Here is a 16,336-nt window from a genome sequence, read left to right on the forward strand (position 1 = left end):
AACGGAGCCTAGAAGGGTGTCATCGGGACCGAAGGCTCTCCCCCCTTTCATGTGGTCCCTTGGACAGGAGTTCGTGACGTGAAGAAAAAGATGACCCTTTTGACGCTGGGCGCCGCGCTGATCGCGGTGCCGGTGCTGGCTGCCCCCGGCGGCGACCGCAACATGGGCGACGCCAACAAGGACGGCGTGCTGACCCGCGCTGAGGTCGAAGCGCACGCCAAGGCGATGTTCGTCAAGCTTGACATCAACAAGGACGGCAAGCTCGACCAGGCCGATCGCGCCGCACGCCATGCCGAAAAGCGCGCCCAGATGTTCGACCGCCTTGACGCCAACAAGGATGGCAGCATCAGCAAGGCCGAATGGGACCAGGCCGATGCCGCGCGCCAGGCGAAGCGCGCCGAATGGAAAGCCAAGCGCGGCGAACGCGCCGGTGCGCCGGGCGGAGGCGGCGAGCGGCACGCGATGCGCGGCCATCACGGCGGCAAGCGCGGCGGACATGGCGGTCCGGGCGGCTGGATGAAGGCCGATGCCAGTGGCGACAAGGCAATCAGCCAGGCCGAATTTGTCGCCGGCGCGCTGGCGCGCTTCGACCGGTTGGATACCAACAAGGACGGCAAGGTGACAGCGGAAGAGCGGCAGGCCATGCGCCAAGGGATGCGCGACAAGCGCGGTGCGCCGCCGGCGCCGCCCGCCGCCAACTGATTGGCAGCGACGCGGGCGGCGTGGGCGGGCCTATCCCCCCTCCCTGGCCCCCCACGCTGGCATTGCCTTTGCCGCCGCGTCCTGCCAGCTATCGCCCATCGGCCCCCTGCGGGCCGGTGGGCGAACTATTTATTTGTAGCGGATAACCATGACCGATAGCGACACCCCCCGCATTCTGCTGATCGACGACGAACCGTCGATCCGCGAGCCGCTTTCCGAATATCTGGAGGCGCAGGGATTTGCCGTGACCGACGCGGCCAATGCCGCCGAAGCGCGGTCGGTGCTGCGCGCGCAATCGGTCGACCTGGTAGTAAGCGACATCATGATGCCCGGCGAAGACGGCCTGTCGCTGACCCGCCATCTGCGCGAGACGAGCAGCATCCCCGTGATCCTGCTCACCGCGCGCGCCGAAGATACCGAGCGCATCATCGGGCTGGAGATCGGCGCCGATGACTATGTCGTCAAACCCTTCAACCCGCGCGAACTGGTCGCGCGCATCCGCACCGTGCTGCGCCGGACGCAGGCGAACGGCCGCGCGGTCGATCCGGGCGGGACGAGCTATGCCTTCGGGCCGTGGGTGCTGCGCGAGGTCGAACGCGTGCTGGTCGACGAGGCGGGCACCGAAGTCGCGCTGTCGTCGGGCGAATTTCACTTGCTTCACGCGCTGGTGCGCCATCCGCGACAGGTGATGAGCCGCGACCGGCTGCTCGATCTGGTGCGCGGGCGCGAGGCCGACATCTTCGACCGCGCGATCGACAATCTGGTCAGCCGCCTGCGCAAGAAGATCGAGGAAGACCCCACGCACCCGCAGATCGTCAAGACGGTGTGGGGCGGCGGCTATACGCTGGCTTGCGAGGTCAAGCGGCTGGGGCCGGCCGCATGAGCATTCGTCTGTGGCCGCGCAGCCTGATCGGGCAGTTGGTGCTGGCCGTCGCAGCGATGCTCTTCGTCGCGCAGGGGATCAATTTCGTGATGCTCGCACGCGGCCAGAAGCAGCAGACGCTTGCGCATGGCGGCGGCATGGCGGTCGCACGGATCATCGATGCGATCGATCGCGACCGACGCGGCCGGATCGACGACGGCGCCGCGAGAGGCCGGCACGACCGGGTCCAGAAACTACTGATTACCGACGGGCCGCCGCCGCTGATTCCGGGGTCGGTGCCGCTTGCCGACCTGTCAGCCTATGTCGCCGACCTGCTGAGCGAGGGCGGGGTCAAGGCGAGCGAGGTGTCCGCGTGGGCGATGCCGCTGCGGCCGCGTGCGCAGAAGACCAGCTATCCCGGCCGCGTCGTCGTGGTGAGCGCGCGCGTCGACGGGCGCTATTTCACCGTGCGGAGCCGCATTCCGGCGACCGGCGGGCGCCTGCAAGGCTTTTTGCTATGGCAGACGCTGTCGCTCTATCTGCTGCTCCTCGTGCCGATCATCCTGATCGCGTGGCGCGTCGCGGCGCCGCTGCGCGAGTTGACCCGCGCGGTGCGGGCCAATCCGGCGGCGCGCGATCTGCCGCCGATCGACGAGGCGGGTCCGTCCGACGTGCGCGACCTGATTGCGGCGTTCAACGCCTATCGCGCGCGCATCGGCACGATGCTCGCCGACAAGGACCGGATGCTGGGTGCGGTCGGCCACGATCTGCGCACCCCGCTCGCAAGTCTGCGCGTCCGCGTCGAGCAGGTCGACGACGACCTGCTGCGCGAAAAGATGATCGCCTCGATCGAGGAAATGACCGCGATGCTGGCCGACATATTGGCGCTCGCGCGGTCGGGGGCGGGAACCGAGGCGCCCGAGGCGATCGCGCTGCCGCTGCTACTGCGCGAACTGACGGCAGACTATGGCGAGCAGGGCAAGGATGTCGCGGCGGGCGCGCTCGCCGAGGCGGCGGTGCGGGCGCGCCCGATGCTGCTGCGCCGGGCGCTGCGCAACCTGATCGACAATGCGCTGGCCTATGGCGTTCGCGCGCGGCTGTCGGTGGTGCGCGAGGGCGACCATGCGCGCATCATCGTGTCCGATGACGGCCCGGGGCTGACCGACGAGCAAATCCGCACGCTGGTCGAACCCTTTGCGCGCGGCGAGCAGTCGCGGAACCGCGCGACGGGTGGCGCCGGCCTCGGCCTGTCGATCGCGCGCGAGATTGCGGCGGGCGAGGGCGGCGAGCTGGTACTGGCGAACCGCCCGGGCGGCGGGCTCGAAGCCGCGATTGTGCTACCGGTTCTGACGTAAGTCGGGTGGTTAGCCGAAGTCCGCTGGCATCGCACTGGGTTCGCTGACCATCGCAAATCGGACCTCAGCGAAGTTCACCTGCAATGTGTCTTCCAGCGCAACCGCGTAACCCTCGATGAGCGGTAGCCGCTGTTCGTGAAGGTGAAGGATGATGCCAAGGCCAAAATCCAGCCCTTCAACCGCGACCCAAACATGCTCTCCTAAATGAAGACTTTCCCGGCGAGGGGCAATCGGTGCAGCTAGGGTTGTGAAGAAACCTCCGCCGGTGTTTTCGCGTGACAACACCTCAGCATCGAGCAGACGGTCAAGACCTCTTGCGAGATTACCAGCTTCTGCAAAAATTGCCTGCAATGCGGCGCGTTCCAGTTGAGTCAGGCCAGCCATCTGGTTTTTTTGGCTTCGATCACCTAAGTCCGCGATGGGGTCGTTATCAGGCGTAAATCGCAATCGCCTGGCTGCCGTGCAGCACCGGTTCGCCGGCGCGGTTCCACAGCATCATGTCCTGCACCGACAGCCCGTTGCGGGCGAAGCCGGTCTTGGCTGAGAGCAGCCACCAGCCGTCGTCGGTCTCGGGCTTTGCGGTGAGCATGTTGACCGTCCAGTTCATCGAGCTGATCGGACCGAATTCGGTGAACAGCGCCATCGCCGCGGGGGGCAGCGCATCGCCCATCGCGAGCAGCGCGACCGCCGGATGACAGGCGGGCTCTTCGACAAAGCGCACCCAGGTCAGATATTCGCCGACATCGCTTTTCCAGTTGAAGCGCGGGCCGGTCGTCGGGCGCATGTCGAAATGGCGGGTGAAGCTGGGCCGCGCCTTGTGCTCGGGCACCGGCTGAAGCGTTTCGGGGGCGGGCGCGTCGGGTATGGCGAGCCGGTCGTGATCGAGATGGCTTTGCCGGTCGGGCGAGAAGGCGAAGACCGCGGCGGTGCCGAAGCCTGCATCGCTGGTGACGCCAGCGTCGATGAACAGGCTCGATTTCGATTGGCGCAGCACGCGCGTATGCACGGTGCAATCGCCGCTGACCGGCCCGACGAAGCTGATCTGCGCATAGCGAAGCGGCGCCTCGGTCGGGTGGAGCGCCATCGTGCCGGCGAGCGCGACCGCCGAGCTGATCCCGCCATAGGCCGTGCGGCCCTGCATCCAGCCGTCGTCGATATGCGCCGTCGCGACATTGCCGTCGACGCGCAGGGTGGAGAGCAGCGCGTCGAGCGCGCTGGGGGAGCTTGTCATCGGTAAACTCAATCCTCGATCTGGAAGGTCAGTCCGGCATGGGCGGTCAGCCGGTCGATCAGGGCCTGACCAAGCAGCGCGCCGGGGGTCCACACGCCGCCCGCGCCATCGGTTTCGAGCAGCGTCATGCCGGTTTCGGCGAGCATCTTCGACGTCGATCCATAGCCGGGGTCGCGGTCGCCCTGGACGCTGGCGCGGATCGTGGTGCCGTCGGGATATTCGCCAACGAAGAGGATGTCATAGAAGCCGTTTTCGCGCTCTTCCTTGCTCGGTCCCTCGCCGGGTTTGAGCTTGGATTCGCCGAAGGGGTTCGCCTTCGCCATCGCTTCGGCCATCGCCTTTCCGGCCTCGCCGATCGTCGTCATCACCATCTCGTCATAGACAAGGTCGGACCCCCATGGGTGGCCGAGCAGGAAATTGGTGCGGTGGACATTTTTGGTGTTGATCGGCGCCATCACGAAGGGCGCAGTCCAGGTGCCGGTCGCATGATCATATTCGGGGATCAGTCCCGACGGCTGGTGCGGACCTTCGAACCCCGGGGTCAGCGCGAAGGAGGATTTGAGCAACAGCGCGAGCGACGGCTTCTTGGCGACGGCCTTCAGTGTTTCGGTCAGGCTGGCGATGGTGCCGCCCGAGGCGCCGCCCTGCATCTTGCGTACGCGGCCCTTCACGCGCGGCGCGGGTTTGCCGTGGCGCTTCACCGCCTCGGCCTGGAGAAACAGCACGCCGAGGTCGAAGGGGATCGAATCGAAGCCGCACGAAAAGGTGATGCGCGCGCCCGATGCCTGCGCCTGATCCTGATGCGCGTCGATCATCTCGCGCATCCAGCCGGGCTCGCCGCACAGATCGGCATAGGCGGTTCCGGCCTTGGCGCAGGCGTTGACGAGGTCGCTGCCATAAAGCTGATAGGGGCCGACGGTGGTCAGCACGACGCGCGTGCGATGCGCCATCATGTCGAGGCTGGCGGGCTCGCTGGCGTCGGCGACGACGAGCGGCGTGTCGGCCGGCGCGCCGATCAGGTCGCGCACCTCGGCAAGCTTGTCGAGACTGCGTCCCGCCATCGCCCATTTGGGCGCGTCCTTGCGGCCGCCATAATGCTGCACGAAATATTCGGCGACGAGGCGGCCGGTAAAGCCGGTCGCACCATAGACGATGATGTCGAATTCGCGGGCCTCTGCCACGGCACCCTCCCATTTACGTAAACGTTAACTAAAGGCTAGCGCAGATGGGCGGCCGTGCCAAGGGGCGTCGCGTCGCGCCGGGTCCGCGGGCCTCAATCCACCAGCGTCAGGCGGCGGGCGTCAGCGACCGTGCAAGCGCCACCCATTCGGCGACGCTGACCGTCTCAGCGCGCCGGGTCGGATCGATACCGAGCGCGTCCAGCGCCTCGATCGCGCCGGGAACCCCCTTGAGGCTCTGGCGCAGCATCTTGCGGCGCTGTCCGAACCCCTTTTCGGTGAGCTTCGACAGCACCGCAGGCGACACGCCCGGCGGTTCGTCTCCCAGGGTGACATGGACGATCGCCGACATCACCTTGGGCGGCGGGGTGAACGCCGAGCGGTGGACCTTCATCGCGAGCTTCGCCTGGGCGCGCCACTGCGCCAGCACCGCGAGCCGCCCGTAAGCCGAGCTGCCGACGGGGGCGACGATGCGTTCGGCGACCTCGAGCTGGAACATCAGCGTCAGCGACAGCCATTGCGGCGGCCAGGCAGCGGGTTCGAGCCAGCGCGTGAACAGTGCGGTACCGACATTATAGGGAAGGTTGGCGACGATATGATAGGGGCCGCCCGCCAGCGCGTTCGCATCGACCGCCATCGCGTCGTCTGACACGACGGTCAACCGGCCGTCGAAGGCATCGGCAAGATCGGCGAGCAGCGGCAGGCAGCGTTCGTCGCGTTCGACCGCGATCACCCGCGCCCCGGCGCGCAACAGCGCGCGCGTCAGCCCGCCCGGTCCGGGACCGACCTCGAACACCGTCGCGCCGTCGAGATTGCCGGGGATCGCCGCGACGCGATCGAGCAATTGTTCGTCGAAAAGGAAATTCTGCCCAAGCGCCTTGCTGGCCGAGAGGCCGTGCGCGCGCACGACATCGCGCAGCGGCGGCAGCGGACGATTGGGCTGCGTCGTCACGCGGCGGCGGCGCAGCCGCGCGCCCGCGCCCCGGCCATCCGCGCGGCCATTGCGATCGCGGCGATCGTCGGTCCGGGATCGGCGGTTCCCGAACCCGCGATGTTGAAGGCGGTACCATGATCGGGCGAGGTACGGATGATCGGCAGCCCGAGCGTCAGGTTGACGCCGTCGTGGAAATGCAGCGCCTTGAACGGCGCCAGCGCCTGATCGTGATAGCCGCAGAGCAGAGCGTCATAGCGGTCGCGGATGCCGGGTGCGAACAGCGCATCGGCGGCGAGCGGGCCGTCGACGACGATCCCCTCGGCGGCAAGCTGCTCGATCGCGGGGGCGATGATGCGGATTTCCTCGTCGCCGAGTCGGCCGCTTTCGCCGGCATGGGGGTTGAGCCCGGCCATCGCGAGGCGCGGCTGGGCGATACCGAAGTCGCGGATCAGGCCGCGCACGACGATGCGCGCCTTGGCAACGATAAGCTCGGCGGTCAGGCGTTCGGGCACCTCGGCGAGCGGGATATGGACGGTCAGCGGTACGACGCGCAGGCCGGGGCCGGCGAGCATCATCACCGCATTGGTCGCGGTAACGCCGCAGCGTTCGGCGATGAATTCGGTCTGCCCCGGATGGGTATAGCCGATGCTTTGCAGCGCATGTTTCGACACCGGACCCGTCACCAGCGCCGCGGCGGCGCCGTTGCGGGTGAGACCGATGCCGGTTTCCAGCGCATGCAGGGCGCAAGTCGCGCCGGCCGCAGTCGGTTCGCCGGGGGTGAGGGGGCCGCTGTCCTCGAGATGCCAGACGGGCAGCGCCGTGTCGAACAGCCGTCCGGCCTCCTCCATGTCGTTGACGCGAACGATCGGACCGTCCCAGACGGCTTCGATCACCGCAGCGTCGCCGACGGTGACGAAGGGGGGAAGGTCGTGCTTGTCGCGTTCGGCCCAGGCGCGGGCCGCAACTTCGGGACCGACGCCCGCCGGGTCGCCCATGGTGACCGCGATCGGGCGTCGTTTAATCATAGCCGTCATCAATTATATTCGATCACCGCATCCCGGCGCAGGTCGCGCAGATAGCGTTGCGCGCGCTTGTTGACCTTGTCCTCGAGCAGCTTCTGCTCGATCGCCTGAACGTCGGGAGCGGTCGCCGATTCAGGCAGGTCGCGGCCGCAAAGGACCAGGACGCTGACCCCTTCATTGGCGGCGCCGAACGGCTGAGTGACTTGGCCGATCTGCATGTTGGTCAGCGTGTTCTGCAGCTGCGGTGGCAATGCGCGCATCGAGATATTGTCGCGCGACACGACATTCGCGCCGAGCTTGGCGGCGATATCGTCGGCCGCGCCGCAACCGGCGATGCTGCGCGTCGCGTCGGCGAACTGGCTGGCGAGCTCGCTCGCCTTTGCTTCGGTCGTGCCGGGGGCGAAATCGAGCGACACCTGCTTGAGGCTGAGCACCGCGTCGCGCGGGTCGGCCGTCAGAACCTGGCGCCGGTCGATCATCAGCAGGATCGATATCCCGCCCGGGACTTCGACCGGGCCGACGAGCTGGCCGGGCTGCATGTTGAGCGCCGCCTGCGCCATCGACGGCGGAAGGGTCGCGGGGCGGACCCAGCCGAGATCGCCGCCAACGACCGCGGTCGAGGCTTCGGAGAATTGGCGTGCATAGGCAGCGAAGCTGCCGCCGGCCTGAAGCGCCTGAATGATCTTTTGCGCATTCGCCATCACGGCGGCGGCATTTTCGGGCGTCGTCGCGAGATAGATTTCGCCGAGGTGCAGTTCGTCCTGACCCTTGGCCTCCTGCAGCCGCTTGACCACCGCTTCCACCTCGTCGGTCGATACATTGGTCGTCGACTGGATATTGCGCGACAGCAGGCGGTCCCAAGCAAATTCGCCGCGGATTTGCTGCTTCACCGCGGCGGCCGAAGACCCCTTGGACGCGAGATATTTGCTGAATTCGTCGGGCGTCTGCTTGAAACGCGCCGCCAGCCGGGCAAATTGTTCGTTGATGACATTTTCGTCGATGTCGATCTTTGCCGCGCGGGCTTCCTGAATCTGGAGCTTTTCGTCGATCAGGTTGCTGAACACCTGCTGGCGCAGCCGCTGAATTTCCTCGGCGGGCAATTCCATATTGTTGTTCGCAATGCGGATCAGCGCCATGCGCTGCTCGATGTCGGTCGCGGTGATGACTTCGCCGTTGACGATCGCCGAGGGGCGATAGACGTTGGGCTTGCCGTCGCCGTAAAGCTGGACATTGCCGGGAATGGCGAGGTTGGTCGCAGGGGTTTCGCTGTCGGCTACGGTCTGGGCCGACACCGGGACGGACCCCACGGCCGCAGCGGCAATCAGTCCGAACATGGTCGAAATTTTGGTCATTGCCATCCTATTCGAGTAAGAATGCGACGCTCCGTATCAGCCGAAGCGCCCGATGGTCCAGCGCAATCCGCCATCCGGACCTTTGAAGCCGGGAGATAGCGGGAAAACGCTGAACGCAGGCTGAGCGATCAGAAACCGAGGTTGCGGAACGCGACGCGGAAAGAGAAGCTGTTGCCGCGCCGCGCGTCGCCGGTGTCGATGTAATCGCGGCGCCAGGTGAAGGCGATCGACAGGCAGTCGTCGTCATAGGCGACGCCGAGCCGGTGGCGAATCGGGTCGAAGCCGTCCGATGTGCTGAGCGGATCGTCGGCCTTGCTGGTCAGATCGACGATCGCCGAGCCGAAGATCGACCAGTTTTTCGCGACCGCCACGCGGCCGCCGACGCGCGCTTCTTCGCGATCCTGCAGATCTTCGCCGAGCAGGGTGATGTCGCGGTTGAGGCGCGAATAGCCGAGCACGGCATAGGTCGAGCGGCTGCCGATCGTCGCGTCGAATTCGTTGCGGCGGATCGCCAGATTATCCTTGTCGAGCCGGAAGCGGTGGGTGAGGCGCAGGAAATCCCTGTAGGCGACGGTCGTCCGCCCGACGATGTCGGAGAGCCGGTCGGTGAGCCCCGTCCCGTCGGGGAACAGCGTCGGCTTGTCCGACAGGCGATAGCTTTGCCCGATGACGCTGCTGATATTGAAGCCGGGGCGACTGAAATTCCATTCAACGCCATAGGTGATGCGCGCGCCGTCCTCGAACCGGTCGTAGCCGTTGAAGCGATTGATCGCGAATAGATTGCCGTCCTCAAGATCGAAGGCGCGCGAATCCTCGTTCGGAATATCGACATTCTTGAGCGGCGGCGTCGCGACGATCTGCACTCGCGGGGTCAGCGTCTGGGTGCCGCCGAGGAATTCGCCGATGAAGGGCCAGCGCATGTCAGCGGCGATGGCGGCGATGCCGCGGGCCTGCCAGCCCGACTTGCCGCGATAGTCGGCGATCGGCGTCAGCAGATTTTCGTCACTGTGATAGACATCGCCGCGCACCAGTGCGGTCAGCGTGACTTCCTGGCCGAGCCCTGTCAGACCGCGCAGATCCCAGCGCGCGCCGGCGAAGGCGCGCTGCGTATCCTGTCCCGCGGTGCGGGCGATCGACAGCGTGTTGAGCTGAAGCTCAAACTGTCCGCCCAGCCACGGATCGGGCAGGCGTTGGCGATAGTCGATGATCGGAAGCGCGATCGGTTGCTGTCCCTGGCTGTCGCCCGCGCGCAGGGTCTGCGTCGCCCAGCCGGCGATCGACAAATAGCTCTGCCCACCGATCCGCTCGAGCTCGAACATCGATCGCAACCTGTCGTCGCGGCTGATATCGTAGCGGCGCATGAAGGTGCGGTCGGTGGTGATCCGGCCCGAATAGGTCAGGCTCCACTTGGGATCGAACTGGAACTTGCCTGCGCTTTCCAGATAGCCGCGAAAATCGTTGCGCTGATCGGCGGCGGTGCCGGTTCCGGTCAGCGGCACCACCGAGCTGTAGGTCGCGTAGCCGTTGATTCGGAAAGCGCCGATATCGGTGAGAGCGCGGAACTCGCCTTCGATCATCGGCGCTGTATTGGTGTAGACGTGCGGCGTGATCGTCAGGTCGCGGTCGGGGGCGAGGCGCAGATAATAGGGAAGGGCAATTTCGAACCCGTTGGTGCGGCCGAGGCGGACGTCGGGGACGAGGATACCGCTGCCCGCATCATTGTTGGCGGGGTGGCTGAGCCCCGGCAGCGGGATGAGCGGCAGGCCGAAGACTTCGACGCGCGCGCCCTTGTAGCGGATCTTGTTCTTCGCCTGGTCGTAAACGACGCGGACGGCGCGGATCTGCCAGCTGGGGTTCTTGGGGCAGCCCGCGTCATCTTCGACTGGGCAGGGGGTGTAGGCGGCGTTTTCCAGCTCGATATTGCCGTTGTCGAAGCGCCTACCCTTCACCGCGGCGAGCCGCGCGCCATTATCGAACACGACGAGCATATTTTGGACGATGCCGTCGCGCAGCGTGTCGGTCAGCACGATGCGGTCGCCATAGGCGGTGTCGCCTTCGGGATTCTTGATCGCGACATCGCCCTCGGCGACCACTTCGCCGGTCTTGCGGTTCCACGTCACCTTGTCGGCGCGCATCGAGATGGTGTCGCGGTTCATTTCGACATTGCCGTCGGCAACGACGATGTCGGCATCGCTGTCGTAATTCAGATTGTCGGCGGCAAAGCCGATCTGTTCTTCGTCACCGGGCTTCGGTGCATCGACCGTGACGGCCGAAACGTCGCGATTCTGGAGGTCGGGCTGCGCGGCCGGAGCCGACGCGGGCGTGTCGGTCTGTGCCGCGGCGGGCACGGCGACAAGCAGCATGCCGCTTGCGGTGGCGACCCAAAGGGGCCGCGCGCGCGCCGCGTGGGGGAACAAAGTCCGACTCATTTAATTTCTTTGTCCCACACCTTATCTTGCGTCCACCCTTTGCGGGCTGGCTGCTTTAGTTTTGCAACTCGCGAGCGAAACCCCTATCGGTCCGGCACGTTCCAATCAATCATCGCATAAGAGAGTTAAAAGATGGACATTCAGTTTGTCGCGCAAATCGATGCGTCTGCCGACGTTGTCGCATTTCCGGTCCGCAAGGGCGAGGCTGGCGCCCTCGGCGCGTTGCTCGGCGCGCTGGCGAAGCAGGCGCGGTTCGACGGCGCCGCGGGTTCGGTGGCCGAAACCGCCGCTTTCGATGGCGACCGGGCCACGCGGCTGCTGCTGGTGGGCATCGGCGAAGGGACGGTCCATGATCTCGAGCGCGGCGGCGGCGCGCTGACCGCGCGGCTGCAGACGAGCGGCGTGGCGGTGCTGCACGTCGATTTTGCGAGCGCGGGCCAGATCGACGAGGATGATGTGCTCGCCTTCGCGATGGGTGCGAAGCTGCGCGATTGGCGCATCGACACCTATCGCACCCGCCTTTCCGACACCGCCAAGCCCAGCCTGAAAACCATCGTGATCGCGTCGCCCGCGGGCGATATTTCGGCGCGCTGGGGCAGCTATTCGGCGGTTGCCGACGGCGTGGCGCTGACCCAGACGCTGGTCGCCGAGCCGCCGAACATCCTCTATCCCGAAAGCTTCGTCGAGCGCTGCCAGCATCTGGCCGACCTTGGCGTCGAGATCGAGGTGCTCGACGAACGGCAGATGAAGGCGCTCGGCATGGGCGCGCTGCTTGGCGTCGCGCAAGGGTCGGTGCGGCCGCCGCGGCTGCTCGCGATGCGCTGGAACGGCGGCAATGCCGACGACAAGCCGGTCGTATTCATCGGCAAGGGCGTGACCTTCGATACCGGCGGGATCAGCCTGAAGCCCGGCCCGGGCATGGACATGATGAAGTGGGACATGGGCGGCGCGGGCGCCGTCGCGGGCGCGATGAAAGCGATCGCGGGCCGCAAGGCCAAGGCGAATGTCGTCGGCATCGTCGGCCTTGTCGAAAATATGCCCGACGGCAATGCGCAGCGCCCCGGCGACATCGTCACCACCATGTCGGGCCAGACGGTCGAGGTGCTCAATACCGACGCCGAAGGGCGGCTGGTGCTGTGCGACGCGATCACCTGGGCGCAGAAGGTCTATGAGCCCAAGGTCATCGTCGATCTGGCGACGCTGACCGGCGCGATGGTGATCTCGCTCGGCCACGAATATGCGGGCATTTTCGCCAATGACGACGGGCTTTCAGAAAAACTGATCGCAGCGGGTGAGGCGACGAACAACAAGCTGTGGCGCTTTCCGCTGTCGCCGGCCTATGACAAGCTGATCGATAGTCCCATCGCCGACATGAAGAATATCGGCCCGCGCGAAGGCGGTTCGATCACCGCGGCGCAGTTCCTCAAGCGCTTCGTCGAGGACGGAGTCGCCTGGGCGCACCTCGACATCGCCGGCACGGCCTGGAGTGACAAGGACGGCCCGGTGTGGGCGAAGGGCGCGACGGGCTATGGCGTCCGCCTGCTCGACCGCTATATCGCCGACAATCACGAAGGCTGATCCGGTTCGGGGAGCATGGCGCGCGTCGACTTCTATCGGCTGACCCGCGACCCGGTCGAACGGGTGCTCCCCGCGATCGCCACGCGCATATTGGAAGGCGGCAACCGGTTGCTCATCGTCGCCGCCGCGGCGTTGCAGCGGCAGGCGATCGACGAGGCGCTGTGGACGCTGCAACCGGCAAGTTTCCTGCCGCACGGCGCGGCGGGATCGCCGGACGAGGCGATCGAGCCGATCCTGCTCGCGGGCACGCTCAGCGCCTCGGCGATCAACGGCGCCACCCATGTCGCGCTCGCCGATGGCGAATGGCGCGAAGAGGCGCTGGCGTTCCAGCGCGCATTCCTGTTGTTCGACAACAGCCGCATCGACGATGCGCGCGCGACCTGGCGCGCGCTGACCACGGCCGAGGGCGTGGAAATTCACTTCTGGAAACAGGATGAACGCGGACGCTGGTCCGAAGGGCCGTGACGCGATAGGCTGGCCGAGCCGGGGCAGATCGTCTTCTGTGAGGGGGATCACCGACGGCAATCGGGTCGCACCCTAGGGACAGCAGCCGAGAGATTCGGGGGCAACAGGAGGTAGATTATGGCGACGCTCAGGACATTGACGCTTGGCACCGCGATCGCGCTGGCGATAACGCTTTCGGCGTGCGGGTCGAAATCCGAAAAGGAAGTCGCGAGCGGCACTTACACCGACCCCGAAACCGGAAAGACCGCCGACTATAAGGTGACGTCCGACACCAGCGGCGAAAATGGCACGATCAGCATCAAGACCGAGGACGGCGAGATGCAGTTCGGCGGCGGCGCGGGCAATGCGAAATTCCCCGCCGGTTTCTCGCCCTATCCGGGTGCAAAGGTTACGGGCGGCTTCACCGCGACGAACAAGGATGGGGCTGGCGGCATGGCGAGCTTTGAGGTCAAGGGCCAGGCCGCTGACGTGATCGCGCATTTCCGCAAGCAGGCCGAGGCCGCGGGCATGAAGATCACGACCGAGGTCAAGGCCGGCGAAACCGCTATGTTCGGCGCCGAACGGCCTGGCGACAGCAAGTCAGGCGTGCAGGTCACGGCGACGCAGGCGGGCGACATGGTCAACGGGTCGATCACCTACGGCCACGGCGGCTGATCCGGCGCCGGGAAAGGCCCCCGCGCTCTTTGCTTGCGGAGCGGCGAAAGCGCGGCTAGAGGCGCGCCCATTCCGACAAGATATAAAGCAGGAGCTTTCCCAATGGCGGTCACCCGCACCTTTTCGATCATCAAGCCCGACGCGACCCGCCGCAACATCACCGGCGCCGTCACCAAGATGCTGGAAGACGCCGGCCTGCGCGTCGTCGCGTCGAAGCGCATCCACATGACCAAGGAACAGGCCGAGGGCTTTTACGCGGTCCACAAGGAACGCCCCTTCTTCGGCGAACTCGTCGAATTCATGACCTCGGGTCCGGTCGTCGTCCAGGTTCTCGAAGGCGAGAATGCGATGCAGCGTAACCGCGACGTGATGGGCGCTACCAACCCCAAGGACGCGGCCCCCGGCACGATTCGCAAGGAGCTGGCCGAAAGCATCGAAGCGAACACGGTGCACGGCAGCGACAGCGACGAAAATGCGGCGATCGAAATCGCCTATTTCTTCAAGCCCGAAGAAATCGTCGGCTGAACCAGCCGAGCCGCAAGGCCAAAGAGGCCGCCGGAGTGATCCGGCGGCCTTTTTCAGCTGCGCGACGGGTAGATGCCTTGGATCGCGACGCAGTAGCGAATGGCTAGTGTCGGCTGCGTTTTGACTGCGCCCGACGCCGCGGGCTCGCGGGCGACGCTGCTGTCGCCGCCCTTTTGGCCGAGCACCAGCGGCGGTACGTCACGGCCGTTACCTACATGGACCGGCGCGCGTCCCCGCAGATCAGGGAGCGCAAAGGTCTTGCTCCCATCCCCGCCATAAGTCGTTCCCAGCAACGAAAAAAGCGCCAAATTCTCGCTGATTGACACGAGTTGGCCATTGGCTTCGGTCCAACCGCGCGGACAGAAGGTCGCGGCTGTCATCATTACTTCGCCGATAAAAGGGTCGCTCGCTGCATGAGCTGGCACAGATGTCGCCAGCAGCGCCACGCCCACGATCGAAAATGCATTGAATTCCTTGCCCATCGTCAAATCCCCCAGATCTAGCAGCGCACTTCTCGGGAAGGGGCGGAGCGCTGTCAACATGCCCGCAATCAGGTGGAAGGGGCGGTGGCGGAGCGGCTGGCGCTAGAGCAGCGGGCTGACCGTCGCGACGAGGTTTTGCCACAGCCGCCGGACGATGCCGAAGGATGCGACATCGGCGGCGCCGACGGGTATCGAATCGGCGCGGTAGACTTCCTGTCGCGCGCGAAGTTCGGTAGCGAAGGCCTCGTCACGTAACAGGATATTATTCTCGAAATTGAGTTCGAAGCTGCGGCGATCGAGGTTGGCGGAGCCGATCAGTGCGACTTCGCCGTCGACCACCATCGTCTTGGCGTGGAGCAGGCCGGGACGATATTCGTAGAGCTTTACCCCCGCGTCGACGAGGTCGGCATAATAGCTGCGGCTCGCGCCCGCGACGACGCGGCTATCGTTGCGGTGCGGCACGATCATCACCGTCGCGACGCCGCGCCGCGCGCAGTCGAGCAGCGCGAAGAGCAATTGTTCGTCGGGGACGAAATAGGGGGTGGTGACGACCAGCTCGTGCCGCGCCGAATGGATGAGCGCGGTGAAACAGGCGGTCATCGCGGCATAGCGAACATTGGGGCCGGTCGCGATCACCTGCGCCGCGATGCCCGGGTCGGCGGCGGCAGGAGGCTCGGCATCGTCCTGCAAAAGGTCGCCGATGTCGTCGCCGCGCTCGCTTTCCCAGTCGGCGGCAAAGACAAACTGGCAGTCTCGCACCACCGGGCCTTCCCAGCGCGTCATGATGTCGACCCATGGCGCATATTTCGACTTGATGCGAAATTCGGGGTCCGCGAGATTCTGGCTGCCGCACCAGGCGATGCGATTGTCGATGATGAGTTGCTTGCGGTGATTGCGCAGGTCGAAGCGCCCGCGGATCAGCGTCCAGATGAGCCCGCCGATCGGCAGCGCGATGCGCGCATCGACCCCGGCATTTTCGAGCTCGATCCAATAGGCCGACCGGATGAAACCGCGCGAGCCGAGCGCGTCGGCGAGGACGCGGACCTTCACGCCGCGCCGGGCCGCGCGGACCAGCGCGTCCTTGATCCGGAAGCCGTTACTGTCGGCGAGCCAGATATAGAAACAGAGGTGGACGGTCGACTTCGCATTGTCGATGTCGTCGACCATCTCGCGGATCGCGGCGTTGCTGTCGGCGGCGAGGCGGGCGCGATTGCCCGCGGTCGGCGGCAGCGCGTTCACCGTTTCGGCGAGCGCGAAGGGCGCCGCCCAGGCGCTGCGGGCGAGCGCGCGGCGGACGGCGTCCTTCTCGCTGGGGTGCGGCAGATGCGCCTCGATCGCGGCATAGCGCGCGCGGCGCTTAGCACTGATCCGCGCCTCGCCGAGCAGCAGATAGGCGAGGATGCCGACGACCGGCACCGCGATCGTCGCGATCAACCACGCGAGCCGTGAGGCGGGCTCGCGCTGCGGCCGCAGGATGATCCGGCTCAGGATGACGATGAAGACCGCGATGTACGCGGCCCACAGGATCAGGGCGAAATCATACTCCATCGCCGCCAGTTCATCGTGC

General features: G+C 66.1%; 16 protein-coding genes. 7 read left to right on the plus strand and 9 right to left on the minus strand.

Annotation, left to right across the window (positions count from 1 at the left end):
* Positions 1 to 78: 78 nt before the first annotated feature.
* From L0963_RS12740 to L0963_RS12750, 3 genes are all read left to right on the plus strand, one after another.
* Positions 79 to 702, plus strand: coding sequence for a hypothetical protein (locus L0963_RS12740; protein ID WP_186402336.1), 624 nt, complete (start codon positions 79 to 81; stop codon positions 700 to 702).
* A 148-nt stretch (positions 703 to 850) separates the two neighbouring features.
* Positions 851 to 1,585 carry a response regulator gene (locus tag L0963_RS12745; RefSeq protein ID WP_234179871.1) on the plus strand — a complete coding sequence of 245 codons (735 nt, stop codon included), beginning with the start codon at positions 851 to 853 and terminating at the stop codon, positions 1,583 to 1,585.
* The gene (locus L0963_RS12750) at positions 1,582 to 2,919 is read left to right on the plus strand and encodes a sensor histidine kinase (RefSeq protein WP_186402334.1); all 1,338 of its coding nucleotides are present in this window, start codon (positions 1,582 to 1,584) and stop codon (positions 2,917 to 2,919) included. The genes L0963_RS12745 and L0963_RS12750 overlap by 4 nt, the downstream gene beginning before the upstream one ends.
* 9 nt (positions 2,920 to 2,928) lie before the next feature.
* On the opposite strand, the gene L0963_RS12755 is transcribed toward L0963_RS12750, so the two are convergent.
* The 7 genes from L0963_RS12755 to L0963_RS12785 form a co-directional block, all read right to left on the minus strand.
* Positions 2,929 to 3,303, minus strand: coding sequence for a hypothetical protein (locus L0963_RS12755; RefSeq protein WP_186402333.1), 375 nt, complete (start codon positions 3,301 to 3,303; stop codon positions 2,929 to 2,931).
* 46 nt (positions 3,304 to 3,349) lie between these two features.
* Positions 3,350 to 4,150 carry an acyl-CoA thioesterase gene (locus L0963_RS12760; protein WP_062902790.1) on the minus strand — a complete coding sequence of 267 codons (801 nt, stop codon included), beginning with the start codon at positions 4,148 to 4,150 and terminating at the stop codon, positions 3,350 to 3,352.
* Between the two features lie 8 nt (positions 4,151 to 4,158).
* Entirely contained in the window at positions 4,159 to 5,331 is a 1,173-nt protein-coding gene (locus L0963_RS12765; protein ID WP_186402332.1) for a saccharopine dehydrogenase family protein, read from the minus strand.
* Between the two features lie 106 nt (positions 5,332 to 5,437).
* Positions 5,438 to 6,280, minus strand: coding sequence for a 16S rRNA (adenine(1518)-N(6)/adenine(1519)-N(6))-dimethyltransferase RsmA (gene rsmA, locus L0963_RS12770; RefSeq protein ID WP_234179874.1), 843 nt, complete (start codon positions 6,278 to 6,280; stop codon positions 5,438 to 5,440).
* Complete coding sequence (gene pdxA / locus L0963_RS12775) at positions 6,277 to 7,296, minus strand: 4-hydroxythreonine-4-phosphate dehydrogenase PdxA (protein WP_409574532.1); 1,020 nt, start codon at positions 7,294 to 7,296, stop codon at positions 6,277 to 6,279. The genes rsmA and pdxA overlap by 4 nt, the downstream gene beginning before the upstream one ends.
* The gene (locus L0963_RS12780) at positions 7,296 to 8,636 is read right to left on the minus strand and encodes a peptidylprolyl isomerase (protein WP_186402330.1); all 1,341 of its coding nucleotides are present in this window, start codon (positions 8,634 to 8,636) and stop codon (positions 7,296 to 7,298) included. Before L0963_RS12780 ends, pdxA begins: the two co-directional genes overlap by 1 nt.
* Before the next feature lie 128 nt (positions 8,637 to 8,764).
* Entirely contained in the window at positions 8,765 to 11,065 is a 2,301-nt protein-coding gene (locus tag L0963_RS12785) for an LPS-assembly protein LptD (protein WP_234179876.1), read from the minus strand.
* A 132-nt stretch (positions 11,066 to 11,197) separates the two neighbouring features.
* Here L0963_RS12785 and L0963_RS12790 point away from each other — a divergent pair, with 132 nt between their 5' ends.
* The 4 genes from L0963_RS12790 to ndk all read left to right on the plus strand — a co-directional run bounded on the left by L0963_RS12790 (position 11,198) and on the right by ndk (position 14,287).
* The gene (locus tag L0963_RS12790; RefSeq protein WP_062902786.1) at positions 11,198 to 12,643 is read left to right on the plus strand and encodes a leucyl aminopeptidase; all 1,446 of its coding nucleotides are present in this window, start codon (positions 11,198 to 11,200) and stop codon (positions 12,641 to 12,643) included.
* Positions 12,644 to 12,658: 15 nt separating this feature from the next.
* Positions 12,659 to 13,108, plus strand: a complete 450-nt coding sequence (locus L0963_RS12795; protein WP_186402328.1) for a DNA polymerase III subunit chi — start codon at positions 12,659 to 12,661, stop codon at positions 13,106 to 13,108.
* A gap of 117 nt (positions 13,109 to 13,225) precedes the next feature.
* Entirely contained in the window at positions 13,226 to 13,762 is a 537-nt protein-coding gene (locus tag L0963_RS12800; protein WP_186402327.1) for a hypothetical protein, read from the plus strand.
* A gap of 102 nt (positions 13,763 to 13,864) precedes the next feature.
* On the plus strand, positions 13,865 to 14,287 hold the full coding sequence (gene ndk, locus L0963_RS12805) for a nucleoside-diphosphate kinase (protein ID WP_003047863.1): 423 nt from the start codon (positions 13,865 to 13,867) through the stop codon (positions 14,285 to 14,287).
* Between the two features lie 53 nt (positions 14,288 to 14,340).
* Here the strand turns inward: ndk and L0963_RS12810 are convergent, their stop codons facing one another.
* Both L0963_RS12810 and cls read right to left on the minus strand, forming a co-directional pair.
* On the minus strand, positions 14,341 to 14,769 hold the full coding sequence (locus tag L0963_RS12810; protein WP_234179878.1) for a phage tail protein: 429 nt from the start codon (positions 14,767 to 14,769) through the stop codon (positions 14,341 to 14,343).
* Between the two features lie 102 nt (positions 14,770 to 14,871).
* Positions 14,872 to 16,317 (minus strand): cardiolipin synthase, encoded by a 1,446-nt coding sequence (gene cls, locus L0963_RS12815; RefSeq protein ID WP_234179880.1) that lies wholly within the window; start codon positions 16,315 to 16,317, stop codon positions 14,872 to 14,874.
* Positions 16,318 to 16,336: the final 19 nt, after the last annotated feature.

It is taken from the genome of Sphingopyxis sp. NFH-91, assembly GCF_021401285.1.
In the GTDB taxonomy this organism is placed as follows: Bacteria; Pseudomonadota; Alphaproteobacteria; order Sphingomonadales; family Sphingomonadaceae; genus Sphingopyxis; species Sphingopyxis terrae_A.